Source organism: Protofrankia sp. Cr2, assembly GCF_963555885.1.
Taxonomy (GTDB): Bacteria; Actinomycetota; Actinomycetes; order Frankiales; family Frankiaceae; genus Protofrankia.
This window is the reverse complement of record NZ_CAUVXG010000026.1, coordinates 30,312-50,417: the sequence shown is the minus strand read 5'-3', so window position 1 is coordinate 50,417 and position 20,106 is coordinate 30,312. Positions and strand designations below refer to the sequence as shown.

General features: G+C 69.5%; 19 protein-coding genes. 12 read left to right on the top strand and 7 right to left on the bottom strand.

Going from position 1 to position 20,106, the window contains the following annotated elements:
* The first annotated feature begins 48 nt into the window (after positions 1–48).
* The 5 genes from U9978_RS13740 (at position 49) to U9978_RS13720 (ending at position 6,054) form a co-directional block, all read left to right on the top strand.
* A complete protein-coding gene (locus tag U9978_RS13740; RefSeq protein WP_322761501.1) occupies positions 49–1,185 on the top strand; it encodes an enoyl-CoA hydratase/isomerase family protein in 1,137 nt (378 codons plus the stop codon).
* Between the two features lie 143 nt (positions 1,186–1,328).
* Positions 1,329–4,592 carry a fused isobutyryl-CoA mutase/GTPase IcmF gene (gene icmF, locus U9978_RS13735; RefSeq protein ID WP_322761500.1) on the top strand — a complete coding sequence of 1,088 codons (3,264 nt, stop codon included), beginning with the start codon at positions 1,329–1,331 and terminating at the stop codon, positions 4,590–4,592.
* 160 nt (positions 4,593–4,752) lie between these two features.
* Entirely contained in the window at positions 4,753–5,259 is a 507-nt protein-coding gene (locus U9978_RS13730) for a MarR family transcriptional regulator (protein WP_322761499.1), read from the top strand.
* Positions 5,260–5,408: 149 nt separating this feature from the next.
* Positions 5,409–5,666 carry a type II toxin-antitoxin system VapB family antitoxin gene (locus U9978_RS13725; protein ID WP_322761498.1) on the top strand — a complete coding sequence of 86 codons (258 nt, stop codon included), beginning with the start codon at positions 5,409–5,411 and terminating at the stop codon, positions 5,664–5,666.
* On the top strand, positions 5,653–6,054 hold the full coding sequence (locus tag U9978_RS13720) for a PIN domain nuclease (RefSeq protein ID WP_322761497.1): 402 nt from the start codon (positions 5,653–5,655) through the stop codon (positions 6,052–6,054). The genes U9978_RS13725 and U9978_RS13720 overlap by 14 nt, the downstream gene beginning before the upstream one ends.
* A gap of 48 nt (positions 6,055–6,102) precedes the next feature.
* On the opposite strand, the gene mftC is transcribed toward U9978_RS13720, so the two are convergent.
* The 3 genes from mftC to mftA are packed head-to-tail and all read right to left on the bottom strand — an operon-like array spanning position 6,103 to position 7,742.
* Positions 6,103–7,272, bottom strand: a complete 1,170-nt coding sequence (gene mftC, locus U9978_RS13715; protein WP_416210959.1) for a mycofactocin radical SAM maturase — start codon at positions 7,270–7,272, stop codon at positions 6,103–6,105.
* Entirely contained in the window at positions 7,259–7,564 is a 306-nt protein-coding gene (mftB, locus tag U9978_RS13710) for a mycofactocin biosynthesis chaperone MftB (protein ID WP_322761496.1), read from the bottom strand. Before mftB ends, mftC begins: the two co-directional genes overlap by 14 nt.
* 52 nt (positions 7,565–7,616) lie before the next feature.
* Positions 7,617–7,742 carry a mycofactocin precursor MftA gene (gene mftA, locus U9978_RS13705; protein WP_322761495.1) on the bottom strand — a complete coding sequence of 42 codons (126 nt, stop codon included), beginning with the start codon at positions 7,740–7,742 and terminating at the stop codon, positions 7,617–7,619.
* Positions 7,743–7,754: 12 nt separating this feature from the next.
* Between mftA and mftF the strand changes: the two genes are divergently transcribed.
* Together mftF and U9978_RS13695 are read left to right on the top strand one after the other, a co-directional pair.
* Positions 7,755–9,299 carry a mycofactocin biosynthesis glycosyltransferase MftF gene (mftF, locus tag U9978_RS13700; RefSeq protein WP_322761494.1) on the top strand — a complete coding sequence of 515 codons (1,545 nt, stop codon included), beginning with the start codon at positions 7,755–7,757 and terminating at the stop codon, positions 9,297–9,299.
* 23 nt (positions 9,300–9,322) lie between these two features.
* Positions 9,323–10,084, top strand: coding sequence for an enoyl-CoA hydratase (locus U9978_RS13695; protein WP_322761493.1), 762 nt, complete (start codon positions 9,323–9,325; stop codon positions 10,082–10,084).
* Positions 10,085–10,219: 135 nt separating this feature from the next.
* Here the strand turns inward: U9978_RS13695 and U9978_RS13690 are convergent, their stop codons facing one another.
* Positions 10,220–10,774 carry a DUF6036 family nucleotidyltransferase gene (locus U9978_RS13690; protein ID WP_322761492.1) on the bottom strand — a complete coding sequence of 185 codons (555 nt, stop codon included), beginning with the start codon at positions 10,772–10,774 and terminating at the stop codon, positions 10,220–10,222.
* Positions 10,771–11,190, bottom strand: a complete 420-nt coding sequence (locus U9978_RS13685) for a hypothetical protein (RefSeq protein WP_322761491.1) — start codon at positions 11,188–11,190, stop codon at positions 10,771–10,773. Before U9978_RS13685 ends, U9978_RS13690 begins: the two co-directional genes overlap by 4 nt.
* A gap of 203 nt (positions 11,191–11,393) precedes the next feature.
* Between U9978_RS13685 and U9978_RS13680 the strand changes: the two genes are divergently transcribed.
* From U9978_RS13680 to ligA, 4 genes are all read left to right on the top strand, one after another.
* Positions 11,394–12,590, top strand: coding sequence for a cysteine desulfurase family protein (locus U9978_RS13680; RefSeq protein ID WP_322761490.1), 1,197 nt, complete (start codon positions 11,394–11,396; stop codon positions 12,588–12,590).
* Between the two features lie 5 nt (positions 12,591–12,595).
* Complete coding sequence (gene mnmA / locus U9978_RS13675; protein WP_322761519.1) at positions 12,596–13,696, top strand: tRNA 2-thiouridine(34) synthase MnmA; 1,101 nt, start codon at positions 12,596–12,598, stop codon at positions 13,694–13,696.
* Positions 13,697–13,759: 63 nt separating this feature from the next.
* Complete coding sequence (locus U9978_RS13670; protein ID WP_322761489.1) at positions 13,760–14,800, top strand: methionine synthase; 1,041 nt, start codon at positions 13,760–13,762, stop codon at positions 14,798–14,800.
* Entirely contained in the window at positions 14,797–16,980 is a 2,184-nt protein-coding gene (gene ligA, locus U9978_RS13665; protein WP_322761488.1) for an NAD-dependent DNA ligase LigA, read from the top strand. Before U9978_RS13670 ends, ligA begins: the two co-directional genes overlap by 4 nt.
* Positions 16,981–17,018: 38 nt before the next feature.
* On the opposite strand, the gene U9978_RS13660 is transcribed toward ligA, so the two are convergent.
* Positions 17,019–17,741, bottom strand: coding sequence for an ACT domain-containing protein (locus U9978_RS13660; RefSeq protein ID WP_322761487.1), 723 nt, complete (start codon positions 17,739–17,741; stop codon positions 17,019–17,021).
* A gap of 116 nt (positions 17,742–17,857) precedes the next feature.
* Positions 17,858–19,504 carry a glutamate--tRNA ligase gene (locus tag U9978_RS13655; RefSeq protein ID WP_322761486.1) on the bottom strand — a complete coding sequence of 549 codons (1,647 nt, stop codon included), beginning with the start codon at positions 19,502–19,504 and terminating at the stop codon, positions 17,858–17,860.
* Between the two features lie 296 nt (positions 19,505–19,800).
* Here U9978_RS13655 and gatC point away from each other — a divergent pair, with 296 nt between their 5' ends.
* On the top strand, positions 19,801–20,097 hold the full coding sequence (gene gatC / locus U9978_RS13650) for an Asp-tRNA(Asn)/Glu-tRNA(Gln) amidotransferase subunit GatC (protein WP_322761485.1): 297 nt from the start codon (positions 19,801–19,803) through the stop codon (positions 20,095–20,097).
* The last annotated feature ends 9 nt before the right edge of the window (positions 20,098–20,106 follow it).

The following is a 20,106-nucleotide window of genomic DNA, read 5'->3' as shown; positions in this document are numbered from 1 at the left end:
CTGGTTGTCCCCGCATCCACCACCGGGGTCACCGGCTACCGTGTGCCCGTGCCGCTCTCGTCCGGTTCCCAGCCAGCATCTGCCCAGCCAGCATCGCTCACCCCGGTACCACCGGTCGACTTCTTCCCGGCGGACGTGGCGGCAGACCTGGTGGACGCGGTGTTACCGGCCGATCTCCTCGACGTCCTCGGTGGCGTGCCGCTGCTGGCGCTCGAGTTGACCGACACCGATTCCCCCGGCATGACCGCGGCGCTGGACCGCCTGCTCCAGGCCCGCCCGCCGGTCGTGATCGTCGGGGCGATCGATGGTGGGAAGCTGCCCACCAGCCTCGCCGTGGGCGCGCCGGATGTCCTGCTCACGGCAGGCAGAGAGAAGATCGCAGGGGCCGGCACCCGCGAGCGAACGTCCGGTGCGGTCGAGGTGGACGACATCGACGCTGCGTTGGCGAGCCTCGCCGGCAAGGTGCGGGCAAACCCACTCGCCGCGGTCGCCCTTGCCGGTCTGCTGCGGCTGACCACGAGGTTGCCGCCCCTTGACGGGCTGGTCGCCGAGTCGCTGGCGTATTCGACGCTGCTGGCCGGGCCGGAGTTCGCCACGTGGCTCGCGCGTCGCGGCCCGATGCGCCACCGCGACAGCGCCGAGCCGGTGCGGGTCCGTCGGGTCGGCGGTCACCTGCGCCTCACGCTGAATCGGCCCGAGGTCCGCAACGCCTACGACACCGCGACCCGCGACGCGCTCGTCGCCGCGTTGCGGGCGGCGCGGTCCGACGGGGGTGTCACCGAGGTCGTCCTGGACGCGGCCGGGCCGGCGTTCGGCAGCGGCGGCGACCTCAGCCAGTTCGGTACGGCACCGGATCCCGCGACCGCGCACGCCGTCCGGGTCGGCGCCAGTGCAGCGGCTGAGATCGTCCGGTTTCCCGGCCGGGTCACGGCACACGTCCACGGGGCGTGCGTGGGCGCGGGCATGGAGCTGCCCGCCTTTGCCGACCATGTGGTCGCGTCCCGGGACGCCGTGTTCGCGCTGCCCGAACTCGCGATGGGGCTGGTGCCCGGGGCCGGCGGCACGGTCAGCATCACCCGCCGGGTGGGCGCATCCCGGACCGCGTGGCTCGCCCTGACCGGTGCGCCCCTGGACGCGGTGACCGCCGCCCGCTGGGGCCTCGTCGACGAGCTTGTCGAGTCTTGATCCGAGTCTTGATCCGAGTCTTGATCCGAAGTTTTGGCAGGTGCGCGCGGACGTTTCGGCGCCTACTATGTGGACATCCTATTATCTGTTGTCCAACTACTGACGGCGGAGCGTACCTGCCGTGGTGCTCGGAGGTCAGACGGATGAGTGCAGCCGACCGGTCCGCCCTGCATGTGCCGACGAACCCGGTGCGGATCGTCACCGCCGCTTCCCTGTTCGACGGGCATGACGCGGCGATCAACATCATGCGCAGGATCCTGCAGTCGCAGGGCGTCGAGGTGATCCACCTCGGCCATGATCGTGGTGTCGACGAACTCGTCACGGCCGCGGTCCAGGAGGACGCGAGCGGGGTGGCCTTGTCGTCCTACCAGGGTGGGCATGTCGAGTACTTCACCTACCTGGTGGAGCGGCTGCGCGAGCGCGGCGCCGGCCATGTACGGGTGTACGGCGGGGGAGGGGGCGTCATCGTCCCCGAGGAGATCGCCCTGCTGCACTCCCGCGGCGTCGCCCGGATCTTCTCGCCTGAAGACGGCCAGCGCCTCGGCCTGCCCGGGATGATCAATATGATCGTCGCCGCCTGTGACACCGATCTGACCGAGCAGCCCCCACCGCTGTCGGCGGTCCTCGCCGGTGAGCAGGCCGCGCTCGCACGGGCGATCACCGTGCTTCAGGCCGGCAGCTCGCCCGAACTCGCGGCCGAACTCCGGGCGGCGGCGCGGCCCGAGGTTCCCGTGCTCGGCATCACCGGGACGGGCGGGTCGGGAAAGTCCTCGCTCACCGACGAGCTGCTGCGCCGCTTCCGCGTCGACCAGCAGGACAAACTGCGCATCGCCGTCATCGCGGTCGACCCGACCCGCCGTCGGGGAGGCGGCGCGCTGCTCGGTGACCGCATCCGGATGAACGCGCTCGGTGATGCCGAGGGTGCGGCCACCATCTTCTTCCGCTCCCTGGCGACCCGGGGTGCCGGCGGTGAACTGCCTGAGCGCATCGGTGACGTGATCGCCGCGTGTCGGGCCGCCGGCTACGACCTGGTCGTCGTCGAGACACCGGGTATCGGGCAGGGCGACGCCGGGATCGTCGACCTCGTCGACGTCTCGCTCTACGTGATGACACCGGAGTACGGTGCCGCATCCCAGCTTGAGAAGATCGATATGCTCGACTTCGCGGACGTCGTGGCGATCAACAAGTTCGAGCGGTCCGGGGCGGATGACGCCCGCCGCGACGTCGCCCGCCAGCTGGTGCGCAACCGGGAGGCGTTCGGTGTGTCCTGGGCGGACATGCCCGTCTTCGGGACGAGCGCGGCCAGGTTCAACGACGACGGCGTCACCGCGCTCTACCAGCACCTGACCGGTCTGCTCGCGGCCAAGGGCCTGCCACTGGCAGCCGGAGTGCTACCCAAGGTGACGGTCAAGGCGTCCTCGGGGTTGGCCACAGTGGTCCCATCGGCCCGCGTCCGGTACCTGGCGGAGGTGGCCGAGACCGTCCGCGCCTACCACCAGCGCAGCGCCGAGCAGGCCGAGGTGGCCCGCCGGCGCCAGCACCTGCTGACCGCTCGGCGTGAACTCGCCGCCGCAGGCCACGATCAGGGCGCGCTCGACGGCCTCGACAGTCTTCTGGACGATGCCGAGAAGGCCCTGGACCCCGGCATCGGGGCACAGCTGGAGAACTGGCCGGCCACGGTGGCGGAGTACTCCGGCGACGAACTCGTCTACACGGTGCGGGGAAAGGACATCCACACGCCGCTGCGTCGGGTCACCCTGTCGGGCACATCGATACCGCGGGTGGCACTACCGCGCGTCAGCGACCACGGCGAGCTCGTCCGCTTCCTGCGGGCGGAGAACCTGCCCGGCCGCTTTCCGTTCACCGCCGGGGTGTTCCCGTTCAAGCGGGCCGGTGAGGCACCCGCGCGGATGTTCGCCGGTGAGGGCGACCCGTTCCGGACCAACCGGCGGTTCCATTATCTTTCCCGGGGGTCGGCGGCCACCCGGCTGTCCACGGCGTTCGACTCTGTGACGCTTTATGGCCGCGACCCGGCGCCGCGTCCGGATATCTACGGCAAGGTCGGCACCTCCGGGGTGTCAATCGCGACCTTGGACGACATGTCGGAGCTCTACGCGGGCTTCGACCTGTGCTCGCCGACGACGAGCGTCTCCATGACGATCAACGGCCCGGCGCCGACGATCCTCGCGATGTTCCTCAACGTGGCCGTGGACCAGCGCCTCGACGCGTTCCGGGCCGACCAAGGCCGCGAGCCCACCACCGAGGAGGCCGCGGGCATTCGGGCGCACGCACTGGCGACCGTGCGGGGCACCGTGCAGGCCGACATCCTCAAGGAGGACCAGGGCCAGAACACCTGCATCTTCTCGACCGAGTTCGCGCTGCGGTGCATGGCGGACGTGCAGGAATGGTTCATCGCCCACAGCGTCCGCAACTTCTATTCGGTGTCGATTTCCGGATATCACATCGCGGAGGCCGGGGCGAATCCGATCAGTCAGCTCGCCTTCACCCTCGCCAACGGTTTCACCTATGTGGAGGCATACCTCGCCCGCGGTATGGCCATTGACGACTTCGCGCCGAACCTGTCGTTCTTCTTCTCCAACGGGCTGGACGCGGAATACACGGTCATCGGTCGGGTCGCCCGGCGGATCTGGGCGGTGGCGATGCGCGAGCGTTACGGCGCGTCGCAACGGTCCCAGATGCTCAAGTACCACGTGCAGACATCCGGGCGGTCCCTGCACGCGCAGGAGATGGACTTCAACGACATCCGCACGACCCTGCAGGCCCTGTGCGCCATCTACGACAACTGCAACAGCCTGCACACCAACGCCTATGACGAGGCGGTGACCACCCCGACCGAACATTCCGTCCGTCGGGCCCTGGCCATCCAGATGATTATCGACAACGAATGGGGTCTGGCGGGCAACGAGAACCCGTTGCAGGGCTCCCATGTCGTCGATGAACTCACCGATCTCGTGGAGGAGGCGGTGCTGGCCGAGTTCGAGCGGATCTCCGAGCGTGGCGGCGTGCTCGGTGCGATGGAAACCGGTTACCAGCGCGGTCGCATCCAGGACGAGTCCATGCTGTACGAGCAGCGCAAGCATGACGGCACACTGCCGATCATCGGGGTGAACACGTTCCTCGACCCGGATGCCGACGCCAACCCGCGCGGCCCGGTGGAACTCGCGCGTGCCACCGAGGACGAGAAACGCTCCCAGCTGGCCCGGCTCGCCGACTTCTCGGCCCGGCACGCCGAGGAGGCGCCGGCGGCGCTACGCCGGCTGCGGGAAGCCGCAGCCGCTGGCCAGAACACCTTCGACGTGCTCATGGACGCGGTCCGCTGCTGCTCGCTCGGCCAGATCAGTGACGCGTTCTTCGAGGTTGGCGGCCAGTACCGGCGCAATGTCTGATTCATCTGACAGGTACTGATCATTCGGTTGACAGGCGCTGATCATTCGGTCAGGTGGTTCGGCTTCGGGCGGCGTGGGGAGAACGGTGTGCGCGCCGCCTTCGGTCAACTACGCTGGGCGGGAGCCGCGTGTGTCCGAGGTTGTCAGGAGTCATCTGCCCGTGTCCTCCCCGAAGCCGCTGCCGTTCGACCCCATCGAGGAGGCACGGCGGCAGTGGACGGCACACGGGTGGGCACAGGCCGCCGACGGCATGGCTGCGGTCACCTCCGTAATGCGGGCGCAGCAGATCATTCTCGCCCGGGTGGACGAGGTGCTGCGCCCGTTTGACCTGACCTTCGCCCGCTACGAACTGCTCATGCTGCTGCTGTTCAGCCAAGCCGGATCACTGCCGATGAGTAAGGTCGGCAACCGTCTGCAGGTGCATCCGACGAGCGTGACGAGCGCGGTTGACCGGCTCTCCGCCCAAGGGTTCGTCCGGCGCATTCCACATCCGACGGACCGGCGGGCCACCCTGGCCGAGATCACGCCAGCCGGTCGGGACGTCGCGACCGCGGCGACCGACCGGCTCAACGAGAGCGTCTTCACCAACCCGGATCTGTCACCTGATCAGATCACCTCGCTCGTCGAGGTCCTGACGGAGTTCCGCGGCCGCGCCGGCGACTTCTGAGCCGGCCGCTGAACCGGCCGCCTTCGGACCACGCACATCCCGACCCGGCGGTATTCACCTGATGTACCGACCTTGTCACGATCCGACCTGGTGTGTATCGTCGTCTTTGGATCTGCTGACAAGCAAAATACACAGGGGTGTGTATGTTAATGACCATGACGGACGTGCGGACCAACATCGTTGTCGACGACGAGTTGATCGAGGAGGCGATGCGCATCTACAACGTCAGGACACGACGCGAGATCGTCGACATGGCGTTGAGGTATCTCGTCATGAGCGACGAGCGCAGGAAGATCCTCGAGCTTGAGGGCATGGGTTGGGAACTCGACATTAACGATCTTCGGGCGGCGAGCCTACCTGAAGATCCGTTTGGATCGCGTTCGGAGTCAGACGATGATCGTCGTTGACACGTCCGCCTGGATCGAGCTTTTCCGCGGCACCAGATCGCCGGCCCATCGCCACCTGCACTGGCTTGTCGAGAACAAGGCACCTCTCGTTACCACCGAGATTGTCTGGTTTGAGCTCCTTGCCGGGGTCCGGTCACCAGGCGACGGCCAGCTTGTTGAGAAGCGGCTTACTCCATTCCCGGTTCTTCCACTGGCGGGAATTCCCGACTACCAGCGGGCTGCCGATCTTTACCGGCTGGCTCGTGCCCGCGGGGTCACGGTTCGTTCGCTCGCGGACTGCCTGGTCGCTGTCCTGGCCATCAAGGCGGACGCGCGCCTGTTGCATGCCGACCGCGACTTCGATCACCTCGCCCGGGTCACCGACCTGCGTATCGAACCCGTGGAGTGAACGGAGGACGTCCGAGCAGGGGATGCCCCGCCTGAACGCGACCGATTGTCAGCGCCGGACGGACAGTGGGAGCAGGCGCTTGGCACCGGGATTGCGACTGTGGTCGTTGTCGACGGTGGGCAGGCTCGCGGGGTTCACCGCGGCCAGCGCGGCCTCGCCGTGGCCGAGGACGCATTCGGGGTCGGGGCCGTCCAGCGGCAGACCGGTGAAGAACTTCGCCGCCATGCAGCCACCCTGGCACGCGTCGTAGTGCCCGCAGGATGCGCATGCCCCGGCACTGCCCGGTTCCCGTAGCTCGGTGAACAGCTCCGATCCCCGCCACACCCCCGCAAAGCCGCCGGGGTCCAGCACGCTGCCGGCGCGGAAGTGCTCGTGCAGGGCGAACGGGCAGGCGTAGACGTCCCCGACCGGGTCGATCAGACAGACGACCCGCCCGGCGCCGCACAGGTTCAACCCGGGCAGGGACTGGCCGTAGGCCGCCAGATGGAAGAACGAGTCGCCGGTCAGCACGTTCGGCCGGGCCAGCAGCCAGGAATGCAGGTCGCGCTGTTGGACGGCGGTCGGGTGCAGCTCGGCCCAGGAGTCTCGACCCCGACCGGACGGGCGTAGCCGGGTGATCCGCAGTTCGGCGCCGTAGTCCCGTGCCAGCGATTCGAACGAGTCGAGCTGGCTCGCATTGTGCCTGGTCACGACCACGGACAGCTTGAACGCGCCGAACCCGGCGGTGGCGAGGTGATCCATCGCCGCGCGGGCCCGGTCATAGGAGCCGGTACCGCGGACCGGGTCGTTGGTCATCGCGTCCGCGCCATCCAGGGAGATCTGGACGTCGACGTAATCCAGCGAGGCGAGCCGCCGCGCCTTCTCAGCTGTGATCATACCGCCGTTGGTGGAGAACTTGACCCCGACCCCATGGTCGACGGAGTACTCCAGCACCTCGAAGAAGTCGGGCCGGGTCATCGGCTCGCCGCCACCGACGTTGACGTAGAAGACCTGCATGTCGGCAAGCTGGTCGACGACCGAGCGCATCTGGTCGGTGGTCAGCTCGCGTGGGTCCCGACGACCGGAGGACGACAGGCAGTGGACGCACGCCAGGTTGCACGCGTACGTCCATTCCCAGGTCAGGCAGATCGGTGCGTCGAGGCCGCGCAGCAGTTCGCCCTGTAGCGACCGGCTCGCAACCGCCGCTGGTGCCTGCTCGGCAATGTCAGTGACGCTCACGGACAAACCCCGTTTCCACCAGGCGGGCCAGCGCCCGCTCCACCGCCGGCCGTTTCGCTGTGGGTACCGCGCCGAGTGCGGCATCCGCGGAGGGCTGGTCCGCGAGTGCCCGCACCACGGCGACCAGATCGAGATCCTTCAACAGGGACAGCCGCCGGGTGTCATAGGAGTAGGCGAGTGCGCCGAACCGCTCCGGGCGCAGCGCAACCTTCGGATGCAGCTCGTAGGCACGGTCGCGGTCAAAGGCGCCGGTCGTGACCGGCGCGGCGGCGTGCGGGGGCGAGGCCGTCAATGCTTGTGCCGCCGTCCTCGGCTGTGGCCGCTTGATGTCGGTGGCTGGTTGATCAGTAGACGCCGCACATGCCGTCGATGGACACGTCCTCGACCAGGAGATCCTCAAGCACCGGCTCGATTGTCGGCACCTCGGCTGCGGCGATGGGACTGTCGCTGTCGACGTCGACGGAATCCATACGGTTCCTCCTGTGCGTCATACGGACGGAAACACCAACTGTGACGGTAGCCGGCTGCCCGGGCCCGCGCCTGTCCCGCTACCCGATTGCTTCTCGGTTCAGTGTGAACCGGACCTGCGGGTCCTGTCGCGTGGTCGGGTGCTGCTGGGCGGATCGCCGCTGCGGCTGCTCACCCTGAGTCGCGCTGGCGCAGCCGTGTTCGATGCGCTCGCGGGCGGTGCCACGGTGGCGGAGGCCGGCGCCTGCGCCGGTGCAGGCGCGCTCGCCCGCCGGTTGGTGGATGCAGGCCACGCCGATCCCGTGCCGCCGGCCGCGGGTGGGCCGGGCGTGCCTGGTCCGGATGACGTCACCCTTGTCATCCCGGTCCGCGACCGGGCGGCGGAGCTGTCGCGGTTGCTCGCCACCGTCACCGGGACCTGCCGGGAGGTCATCGTCGTGGATGACGGCTCGACCGACTCAACCGCCGCAGTCGCACGGCTGGCCGGCGCCCGCGTCATCCGGCATGCCTCGCCGCTGGGGCCCGCGGCCGCCCGCATGGCCGGGGCGCGAGCCGCGGCAACCCCGCTGATCGCCTTTGTCGACTCCGACGTGCTGCCCGGCCCGGACTGGTTGCCCAGGTTGCTACCGCAGCTGGCCGATCCGATGGTCGGTCTGGTCGCGCCACGGGTGGCGTCCGCGCCTGGCCGGGATCTCCGCACGCGATACGAGATGTCGCGGTCACCGCTGGACCTGGGCCCGCGGCCCGGTCCGGTCCGCGCGGGCAGCCGCCTGTCCTACGTCCCGGCTGCCGCGCTGCTGCTCCGCCGGGAGCTGGCCGACTTCGACCCGGCGATGCGCTACGGCGAGGACGTCGACCTGGTGTGGCGGCTCACCGCGGCCGGCTGGACGGTCCGCTACGAACCGGCCGCGGTGGTGCTCCACCAACCCCGGTCGTCCTGGCGGGGCTGGGTCACGCAGCGGGTCGGGTACGGATCGTCCGCAGCGCCGCTCGCACTGCGTCATCCCGAACCGTTGCGGCCGGTGCGGGGCGCCGCGGGGGCTGTTGCGGGGGGTGTCGTCGCCGCGACCGGGTCCGCTGCGTTGGGTGCCGCCGTCGCCACGGCCGCTGGGCTCAGCGCGGTGGTCAGGGCGATGCGGCTGCGTCGGACATTCATGAATGTGCCGACGCCCGTGCCGCGGGCAGGGCTGCCCGCGGCGGTACTGGTCGCCCGGGGCCGCAAGCACGCCGGCTGGGCTGCCGCGGACACTGCGCGCCGGGTGTGGCTGCCGCTGCTCGCGTTCGCCGCGGGTCGGCCGGGCCGTCGGGTCCTACTGGTCACGGCGATCATGCCTACCGCCTGGGAATGGTGGCGAGAACGCCCGGACGTCGGGCTCGTCCCCTACGTCGCGTTGCGGATGGCGGACGACGCCGCCTACTGCGCCGGGGTCTGGTGGGGTTGTCTGCACGCCCGCACCACCCTCCCGTTGCGCCCGGCCCTCCCGTTGCGCCCGGCTCTCCGGTTGCGCGGAGCCGACCTGAGAGCCGGGTCGGTGGCCGGATCGGGTGCGTCCGGGTGAACGGGCCGGCATGCTCAGGCGATATGGCCGACGTATTAGTCGATGTACGCGCACCCGCAGCGGTTGTCACGCTGAACCGCCCCCACGTCCGTAACGCGATCACTCCTGAGCTGATCGAGGAGCTGCGCGCGGCGATAGTCGACCTCAACGCCCGGGATGACGTCCGGGCGATCGTGCTCACGGGCGCGGACCCGGCCTTCTGCGCCGGTCTGGACCTCGTCGCGGTGGGCCAGGGCAGGTTCAGCGCAGCCGCGAACTGGGATGAACTGCCCTTTGACCAGGTTCTGGAGACCACCAAGCCGTTGATCGGTGCGATCAACGGGGCGACCGTGACCGGCGGCCTGGAATGGGCGCTGTGCTGCGACTTCCGTATCGCCTCGGAACGCGCGCGGTTCGCCGACACCCACGCGCGGGTCGGCGTGATGCCGGGCGGCGGGATGACCTGGCGGCTACCCCAGGCGGTCGGGTTCGGGTGGGCACGTCAGATGTCGTTCACGGGCGACTACGTGGATGCGGCGCAGGCGCTGCGGATCGGTCTGGTCAACGAGGTGGTGGCACACGAGACGCTGCTGGCGCGGGCTCTGGAGATCGCCGCGACCATCGCCACCATCCCCGCAGGGGATCTTGCTGACATCCGGGCCATGTATCGCCGGTCGGAGTTCGGCACCGCGACCGACGCGATCGCGAACGAGAAGGATGTCGCGCGCCGGCGTTCGTTGGATGCAGGCGAGGTAGCCCGACGGCGCAGCGCAGTGATCGAGCGCGGCCGAGGCCAGGTCGGGTAGCGCCGATCGGGCTACGTCACGGCTGTGAGCCGCCTTCGCAGAACAGCTGTGCCCGGCTGGATGGTCATCAGTCGGGCACATTCGGCTCGATACCGAGACCAGGCAGGATCGGTATGAGGCATGTGGATGCTGATGTCAACCCGCATCCCGCGGTGTCCCTGTTACAGCGTCGAGCGCGTCCTCGGCGAACAGCCGACTCTTGTCCGTCAGAGGCTCCTGCGGGAAGACGTCCGCGCAGATTCGCTCCACGTCATCTACCGTCGTGATTCGCAGAATGCGGAGAAGTTCGATCGTGTCCGCGAGATCGGCGTAACGGCGAGCGGAGAGGATCTTCATTGCGAGGAGGTGTCGTGGTGAGGCTGCGCTTACTCGCAGACCTGGGTGCTCGAAGACCGGCCGCGCCTCCTGATCGGATTTCGTCGATATATAGACGCTCGCCTGCTCGTTGATCCAGCTTCTCGGAAGTCCCAACCTGCCCGCGACGAACGCCGCCTCTTCGAGCACGACTCCGTGGGGCGTGAACAGCGCGTCGACGTCACGAGTCGCGCGGCGACTGTCATAAGCGAGCATCATGGCTGCCCCGCCGACGATGTAGACATCCGCTACAATCCGACGCTGAGCGAGTCGTTCGCCGAGCATCGTGAAGGCTGCGGTGAGCGCAGCGCGGTCGAATAGGGGATAGCTGTTCATACCCGCTCGAGGTCCTCGGCCGCGATAAAAATACCCCTTCGCCGGAGAGCTGCCGGGGAATGGACAAATGCCCACGCTCGGGCCGCCGGTGTGTCGTCGGGAAACCAGAATCGATCCAGGATCCTGTCCTCCACCCAGGCAGGACCGGGCCGGCCCTGTTTCGCGCAGACGTGTTCCGCGATACCCGCGAGAAGCACGTCCCACTGTTCGTCGCCGGTCGGCGCGGGTTCGGCTTGTACCAGGGCGGGACGTGCGGAATCCTCTGCCCACTTCCAGCCTTCAAGGAACTCCAGCAGTAGCCGCCGCCGAGTCGACTCGTCACCGTTCATGCCAATATATCCAGCGAGATCGGCCACCGTCAGTGGTTGGAAGCCGGAGCCGCCGAACTCGTCGGCCTGAGGGTGGGTAGTGGTCATGGTTCCTACGATAGGACGTCCACGGCAGCTGTGATCGGCTCGTGAGCGGTCAGGCGGTCAGGCGGTCAGGCGGTCAGGCGGTCAGGCGTGCGCCGTCGACCGGGTGGTGGTCGGGTGGCGGCACGGGTCACAGCGTGGCGTCGGCTTGCCGACCTTGGTTGTCTCCAGGGGTACGGTGGCGACACGCGGATATCCTCAGTGATGTGACCTACCTCGACCACGCGGCGACCACGCCGATGCGTCCTGAGGCCGTGGCTGCTTATACCGCGGCGCTCGCTGAGGCCGGGAACGCGTCGTCGCTGCACGCCAGCGGCCGTCGTGCGCGCAGAGTAGTTGAAGAGTCGCGCGAGGCGCTCGCCGCGGCACTGCGCGCCCGTCCGTCCGAGGTCGTCTTCACCGCTGGGGGGACCGAAAGCGACAACCTGGCCATCAAAGGTCTGTACTGGGCGCGGCGGGCGGCCGCGCCGCGCCGGCACCGGGTACTGGTCAGCGCGATCGAGCACCGGGCCATCCTCGACGCCGTGTTCTGGCTGGCCGAGGCGCAGGACGCCCAGGTCGAGCTCCTGCCCGTGGACGCCACCGGGATGGTGCACCCCGACGTCCTCGCCGCGGCGATCGCCCGTGATCCCGACAGCGTCGCGCTGGTCAGCGTCATGTGGGCGAACAACGAGGTCGGCACGGTGTCGCCGATCGCGGAGCTTGCAGCGGTTGCGCACGGCTACGGGATCGCGTTCCACACCGACGCCGTCCAGGCGGTCGGGTCGATCCCGGTGTCGTTCGAGGACAGCGGCGCGGACGCGCTGACGGTCAGCGCCCACAAGCTCGGCGGCCCGATCGGCATGGGCGCGCTGCTGGTGCGCCGGGGTCTGGCCCTGGCACCGTTGACCCACGGCGGTGGGCAGGAACGCGATGTACGATCGGGAACGCTCGACACACCGGGAGTCGCGGCGTTCGCCGCGGCCGCGACCTCGGCGGTCAGTGAACGGCCCGTCGAAGCGGAGCGCCTCGCAGCCCTGCGTGACGACCTGGTCGCACGGGTGCTCGCCGCGGTACCGGACGCGGTGGTGAACGGAGCGCCCCCGGGTCCGGGGCTCCTCCCCGGGATCGCTCATCTGACCTTTCCCGGCTGCGAGGGCGACTCACTGTTGCTGCTGCTCGACGCGCACGGGATCGAGTGCTCGACCGGTTCGGCCTGCTCGGCAGGGGTCGCCCGGCCGTCACACGTCCTGCTGGCCATGGGCGTGGACGAGGCATGCGCCCGCGGTTCGCTGCGCTTCTCCCTGGGACGCACCTCCGAGCGTGCCGATGTGGATGCCCTGGTGCGGGTGATCATGCCGGTGGTGGGTAGGGCGCGCCGCGCTGGAGCGCTGTCCGGCCTGTCCGGACGGTCCGGGGGGTGAGCGGGATGCGGGTACTCGCGGCCATGTCCGGCGGGGTCGACTCGGCGGTCGCTGCCGCCCGTGCGGTCGACGCCGGCCACGACGTCACGGGCGTGCACCTGGCGCTGGCGAAGTCCCCGGAATCACACCGGACCGGCGCGCGGGGCTGCTGCACCGTCGAGGACGCCCGCGATGCCCGCCGCGCCGCCGACGTCCTCGGAATCCCCTTCTACGTGTGGGACCTGGCCGACCGGTTCGAACAGGACGTCATCGACGAGTTCGTCACCGCCTACGAGGCCGGTCGGACGCCGAATCCGTGTGTGCGGTGCAACGAGCGGATCAAATTCGCGGCGGTTCTGGACAAGGCGTTGGCGCTGGGTTTTGACGCGGTGGTCACCGGGCATCACGCTCAGCTGTCCGGCGCGGTGCTGCGCCGCTCGGTGGATCCGGACAAGGACCAGTCCTACGTACTGGGGACGCTGCGCCCCGAGCAGCTCGCGCATGCGATCTTCCCGTTGGGGGACACGACCAAGACCGAGGTCCGGGCCGAGGCCGCTCGACGCGGTCTCGCGGTTGCGGACAAGCCCGACAGCCACGACATCTGCTTCATTGCCGACGGTGACACCGGCCGGTGGCTGCGTGAACGGCTGGGATCGCGGCCAGGCCCGGTGGTGGACGCCGTCACCGGCGAGACGGTGGGGGAGCACGACGGGGCGTTCGCCTTCACCATCGGGCAGCGTCGGGGTCTGCGCCTGGGCCGGCCCGCGCCCGACGGCAAGCCGCGCTACGTCCTCGACATCGCGCCCGTCACCGCCACGGTGACGGTCGGCCCGGCCGAGGCACTCGACGTCCACAGCCTCGTCGCAGACCCGGTGGTCTGGCCGTACGAGGGTCCGGTGGTGTGCACGGCCCAGGTCCGCGCACACGGGCGGGCGGTCCCGGCCACGGCGCAGGCCGTCGGGGACGAGCTGCACGTGCGGTTGGACGAACCGGTCCGCGGTACCGCGCCCGGCCAGGCCGTCGTCCTCTACGACGGTGATCGGGTCCTGGGCGGGGGTCATATCCGCCGGTTGGGTGCCGGCGAGTCCGGTTCCGGCCCGCGCGGTGCCGGCCGGCCCGGTTTCTGATCCTTCGCATACGGGAAGTTTCGATCATGATTTGGATGACCACATGACGATGACCATGACCTCATGACACAGTCAGCTGCTACCCCCGTCAGCACCCGGCTGTGGGAGCCCGGGGCGGCGACCGGGGTCGGGTCGTTGCCGGGGACGGACCCGGTCGAGGCATGCCGGCTGGTCTTCGACGAGCTCGGCGACCTGCCGCACCTGCCTGAGCTGCCCGGCCGCGGGGCCGGCGCCGACATGATCGGACGTGCCGCGGGTCTGCTCGCGGACATGCCGGTCGACCTGCAGCCGTCCGGATGGCGGCTGGTGCCGCGTCCCGGCATCGACCTGCGTCGCACCCGTGACCTGATGGCTCGCGACCTCGACGCGCTCGGTGAGGTCGCCGCCGGCTACACCGGACCGTTCAAGGTTGCCGTCACCGGGCCCTGGACGCTCGCCGCCACCATCGAGTTGCAGCGGGGGCACAAGGTCCTCAAGGACGCCGGGGCCGCCCGGGACATCGCCGAGGCCCTCGCGGAGGGCATCGCCCGCCACCTCGGTCAGATCGCGCAGGTCCTGCCGGGTGCCCACCTGATCGTCCAGCTCGACGAGCCGGTTCTGCCGGCGGTGCTCGCCGGTCATATCCGTACGCCCAGCGGGTTCGGGGCGCTGCCTGCGGTCGAGGAGGGTGTCGTCGCCGACCGGCTGCGCAACCTGCTCGCCGGTGTCCTGCTCGCCGGCGTCGCGGTGCCGGCCGGGGTGCACTGCTGCACGGCATCGCCCCCGGTCGGGCTGATGCGTCAGGCTGGTGCGGTCTTCGTCAGCGTGGACGCGACCCTGCTCACCCCCGCCGATGACGACATGATCGGTGAGGCGGTCGAGGCGGGGGTCGCGCTGATGCTCGGCGTGGTGCCGGCGCGGGACACCGAACTGTCCGACGTCCGCCGTACCGTCGAGCCGGTCCGGTCGATGTGGCGCCGGCTGGGGTTCTCGTCCGAGCAGCTTCGGGAGGTGGTCGCGGTGACGCCGACCTGCGGTCTTGCGGGTGCGACACCCGCCTACGCACGGGTGGCGCTGCGACGCTGCCGCGAGGCGGGGCGGGCGCTGGCCGACGATTCGACATGATTTCGCCCGCTGCGCCGAGCCCGGACGCGACCGGGACGGCCCCCGGCGCGGTCGTCGAGGATGCCGGCCAGGATGTCGATCCGGTTGTCGATGACGTCGGCTCGCTTGTCGAGGAGCTGCCCGCACGGGTACGGGCGCGCGCCGCGCAGCTGGCCCGCGAGCTGGACGAACACGCCTACCGCTACTACGTGCTGAACTCACCGACCGTCTCCGACGCTGAATACGACCAGCTCATGGGTGAGCTGGCGGAGATCGAGACCCACTACCCGCAGCTGCGCACCCCGGACTCGCCGACCCAGAAGGTCGCTGGCTCGTTCTCCACACTGTTCACGCCGGTGGAGCATCTGGAACGGATGCTCTCCCTGGACAACGTCTTCACCGATGCCGAGCTTGAGGCATGGGCGCTGCGGGCGACGCGGGACACCGATGTCGGGGCCTGGCTGTGCGAGCTGAAGATAGACGGGCTGGCGGTCGACCTGGTCTATGAGGACGGCTATCTGGTCCGCGCGGCCACCCGCGGCGACGGGCGGGTCGGTGAGGACGTCACCCCGAACATCCGCACCCTCTCGGCGGTGCCGACCCGCCTGCGTGGGCCGGGTATCCCGGCGCTGCTGGAGGTCCGGGGCGAGGTTTTCTTCCCCACGGCGGCGTTCGCCGAGCTCAACGTCACCCTGGTCGCGGCGGGCGAGAAGCCGTTCGCCAATCCGCGCAACGCAGCCGCCGGCTCGCTGCGACAGAAGGATCCCCGGGTCAGCGCCAGGCGTCCGTTGTCCATGACCGTCCACGGGCTCGGCACCCACCAGGGTCTTGACGTCGAGGCACAGTCCGCGGCATACAGCCGGCTGGCCGAACTCGGCCTGCCCGTCTCCCATCACCACGAGGTGGTGGGCAGCGTCGCCGAGGTCGAGGCGTTCGTCCGTCGGTGGGGGGAGCACCGTCACGACGTCGAGCACGAGATCGACGGAGTGGTGGTGAAGGTCGACGCGTTCGGGTTGCAGCGCCGGCTCGGCGCCACCTCGAAGTCCCCACGCTGGGCGGTGGCCTACAAGTATCCGCCGGAGGAGGTGACCACCAAGCTGCTCGACATCGAGGTCAACGTGGGCCGGACGGGCCGGGTCACTCCGTTCGGCCGCCTCGAGCCGGTCAAGGTCGCGGGCTCGACGGTCGGGCTCGCCACCTTGCACAATGCCGACCAGGTCGAGCGCAAAGGGGTGCTGATCGGCGACACCGTCGTGGTCCGCAAGGCCGGTGATGTGATCCCGGAGATCGTCGGTCCGGTTGCCGACCTTCGGGACGGCTCCGAGCGTGCCTTCGTCATGCCCACCCGTTGCCCGGAGTGCGACACCGAGCTCGTGCGGCCCGCCGACGAGGTCGACATCCGCTGCCCGAACGCGGTGTCCTGCCCCGCGCAGCTACGAGAGTCGATCTTCCATTTCGCCTCCCGGGGCGCGTTGGACATCGACGGGCTCGGTTATGAGACCGCGATCGCCCTGCTCGATGCCGGCCGCGTGCACGACGTGGGCGACGTCTTCCACCTGAGCCCCGAGTCGTTCGAAGGACTGCGCGGGTTCGGCCAGAAGAAGATCGACCAGATTCTGCGTGGGGTGGAGCAGGCTCGGGGCCGGCCGCTGTGGCGGCTGCTGGTCGGCCTGTCCATCCGCCATGTCGGGCCGAGCGCGGCGCGCGCGCTGGCGCGTGAGATGCGCTCGGTGGACGCTGTCGCCGCCGCATCCACCGAGACCCTGGCTGTGGTCGACGGTGTCGGCCCGACCATCGCCGCGGCCGTGGCGGACTGGTTCGCTGATCCTCGCCACCGCGAGATTCTCGAACGGATCCGCTCCGGTGGGGCGCGCCTGGCCGACGTCGGCGCGGACGACGGGCCGGGTCCGCTGCACGGTGTCACCGTTGTCATCACAGGGACCCTCACCGACTGGAGCCGCGACTCCGCCGCCGAGGCGGTCCAGGCCCGCGGCGGCAAGGTCACCGGCTCGGTGAGCAAGAAGACGACTTTTGTGGTCGTCGGTGCCGACCCCGGGGCCGGCAAGTACGACAAGGCGCGGGCCCTGAAACTCCCGATCCTCGACGAGGCCGGGTTCACCGTGCTGCTCGACGCCGGGCCGCAGGCCGCCGGCGCGCACGCCCGTCCCGCCCAACCGGCCGACGACGATCCGGGTGGGTGATCGTCAACTGCTGCTGCTGCTGCCGCCGGCTCGGCTCGTCAGCCCGTTCCCTGCGCGGCGAGCGAGACATCCCGGTTGTGTGCGATCGTCGCGGCGATGCCGGCGAGATGCGCGAGCCGCAGCACCTCCGAGGCCCGGAATGCCGGCCCGCCCGGCCGTCCGATCAGCACCGCGCGGTCCGGACCTCCCACCGGAGCGACCGCCAGCTCCATGTCGAGCGCGGTCCAGCGAGGCGGCAGCCAGCCCGCGTGGCGGTCCAGCCGCTGCGCGCGGTCCAGCGGCAGCCACAACAGCGTGGATCGCACCCGCTCCGGGACAGCGAGGTCGCCGCCACCGAGATCCGGGGCGCCCACGGAGGTCTCCACAACCCGCAGATCGTCGGGCCCGACCCGTTCCAGCAGCACGGCCCAGTCGGCGTGGAACACCGCCCCGACGAACTCGGTCATGACGGCGAGCGCCTCGTCGGGCCGGGAGGTCATGGCTTCGACGAGGTCCAGGTCATGTTGAATGCCGGCACCGTCGGACAGGTACGGGCGTAGGGATTCCACGCTCACCCCGGGCACGGACTGCACGGCGGTCAGGACGGTGTCGACGAGCCCGTACGGCGGGAGCGCGACGACGATGTCGTCCACGGCGCCGTTCGGGCCGCGTTCGACGACGTCCAGGCTGACGATGTCGATGCCCGCCTGGCCCAGCGCGGTCGCGACCGCGCCCAGGGCGCCGGGGCGGTCCGGCAGGAGGAGGCGAAGCAGATATGACATGTGGCCAAGAATGCAGTTTGGAGGTGTCGGTGCCGTAGCGCAAAAATCACAGGCAGGTATCGTTGCTGGTCACCGTCCTGGCGTCGATCGTTGCTGTGAGCAGGGCCGCTGCCCGTTCAGCTGGGGCCGAGAACGGCGCCGATCCGCTTGCGCACCTCGGTCTCGCCCAGCGCACCCGCGACCAAGTGGAGGGCAGGGCTGCGGGTGGAGCCGGTGAGCAGCACGCGGACCACCTGGGATGCCTCCCGGATCGATCCGACGTAGGAGCCGGGGTCGCTCTTGTACTCCTTGACGCTTGCCGCGAAGCCGTTGTCCCTGGCCGTCACGCGGATCTGGTCGAACCAGCCATCCGAGTCGGAAAGGTCCTGGTAGACACGCAGTAGATCCGCGCACAACCGCCGCACCACATCGGGCGCGAGGCCGCCGAACCTGCTGTCCGCGAGATCGGCCACCGGCTCGAACAATGCGGTGAAGAAATAGCCGTAGATCGGCCGGAAATCCGACCACTTGCGCAGGTCCTTGCGCGGGTTGTCCACGCCTGTCCGCTCGATGTCCAGCGCCCGCACGGCGAGGTCCTGCTCAGCGCGGACAGCCTGCGCCAGTTCGGTGTCGTGGGTGTCCGCCCACGTCAGCACCTCGTCCAGGACATTCTGGCTCGGCAGCGTCGCTACGTAGTCCGCCGCGATGTCCGCCAGCTTCACCAGATCCACCAGCGCGCCGGACACGCCACACTCGGCCAGACCCAGTGGGGCGGTCAGCGCCTCGGTCAGCGCCATCTCCGCCAACCGCCCGTTGATCAGCCCGCGGAGGTAGTAGAGCACACTCGGCGCCGGGTAGCCCGCTTTGATGTAGAAATCGACGGACGCCTCGGGATCCTTGCGCTTGGACAGTTTCCGCTTTCCCGAGCCGTCCACCTTCAGCAGCGGTGCGATGTGCGCGTACGGAATGTGCTCGAAACCCGCCGCGTCGAACAGTTGCAGGTGCACCGGGACCGAGGACAGCCACTCGTCGCCTCGAATCACGTGCGTGACCCGCATCAGGTGGTCGTCCACGACGTGCGCGAAATGGTACGTCGGCAACCGCAGCGGGCTGTCGGAACTCTTCAGGATGACGATGTCGTTGCGGTTCGCATCCGTCTCCAGGCCCCCGCGCACCAGGTCGGTGAAGGTGATCCTGCCCGGCTCGCCCGGCGACCGGAACCGCACGACGTAAGGCTGTCCGGCGCCCAGCCGCTCGCGTACCTGTTCGTCGGTGGCATCGCGCCAGGTCGCCCAGCGGGCGTAGTAGCCGGTGGGCACCTTCTCAGCGCGCTGTTCCTCGGTGGCCGCACCCAGCTCCTCCTTCGTGGCGAAGCACAGGTATGCCTTGCCTGCGCGGAGAAGCTCGCGGATGTAGGTCAGGTAGATCAGTACCCGGTCCGACTGCGTGTAGGGGCCGTAGGCACCGGTCTGGTCGGACTCGTCCGAACCGACGCCGAAATAGCCGAAGGCCGCGTCGAACTGTGCGGTCGCGCCCTCTACCGTCCGCGCCTGATCAGTGTCCTCGATCCGGATGAAATAGGCGCCGCCGGACTGCCGGGCGAGGTCCTTGTCCAGGATCGCCACATAGACGCCGCCGAGATGGGCGAAGCCCGTCGGGCTCGGGCAGAAACGGGTGACCATCGCGCCCGGCGCCAGGTTCCTCGGCGGGTACCGCTCCTCCCAGTGCTCCGGGTCGGGCAGGTCGGCCGGAAACAGCGCGTCAATCTCATCGGGGTCAAGCATTGCAGAGGGTACCTCCACGGGCCCTGGACAGTTCTGAAACCGCGGTGATCACCGTCGCCAGGCGGTCCCGTGGTGGGCGCTACCCGCAGGCCCGTCTGCGATGCTAGCGGGCACCGGGTCCCCCCCGGTGGAGGGCGGGTCAGGCATGCGGCGCGGTTTCTCCAAGGTGGTGATGGCCGCCAGGCCCGGGGGTGCCCCTGCGCGCCGGCCCGTACGATGACCACAGCGTCATCCGCCAGGCAGTAGACACAGAGGTGGCCGCGAGGTCACCGGGAAGTCAGAGGGTCGTAACCGGTATGGCGATTACCAGGGATGAGGTCGCGCATCTTGCCCGCCTGTCGCGGCTGGCCTTGTCCGACGAGGAGCTCGACACGCTCGCCCCTCAGCTTGACGTGATCATCGGTGCGGTCGCCCGGGTCGCGGAGGTGGTTGCGGATGACATCCCGCCGACGACCCATGCCGTCCCGCTGACGAATGTGTTCCGGGCTGACATCACCCGCACGTCGCTGTCGCAGGCTGACGCGCTCGCCGGCGCGCCCGCCGTTGAAGACGGCCGTTTCCGGGTGCCGCGCATCCTCGACCTGGACGAGTGAGGGTACCTC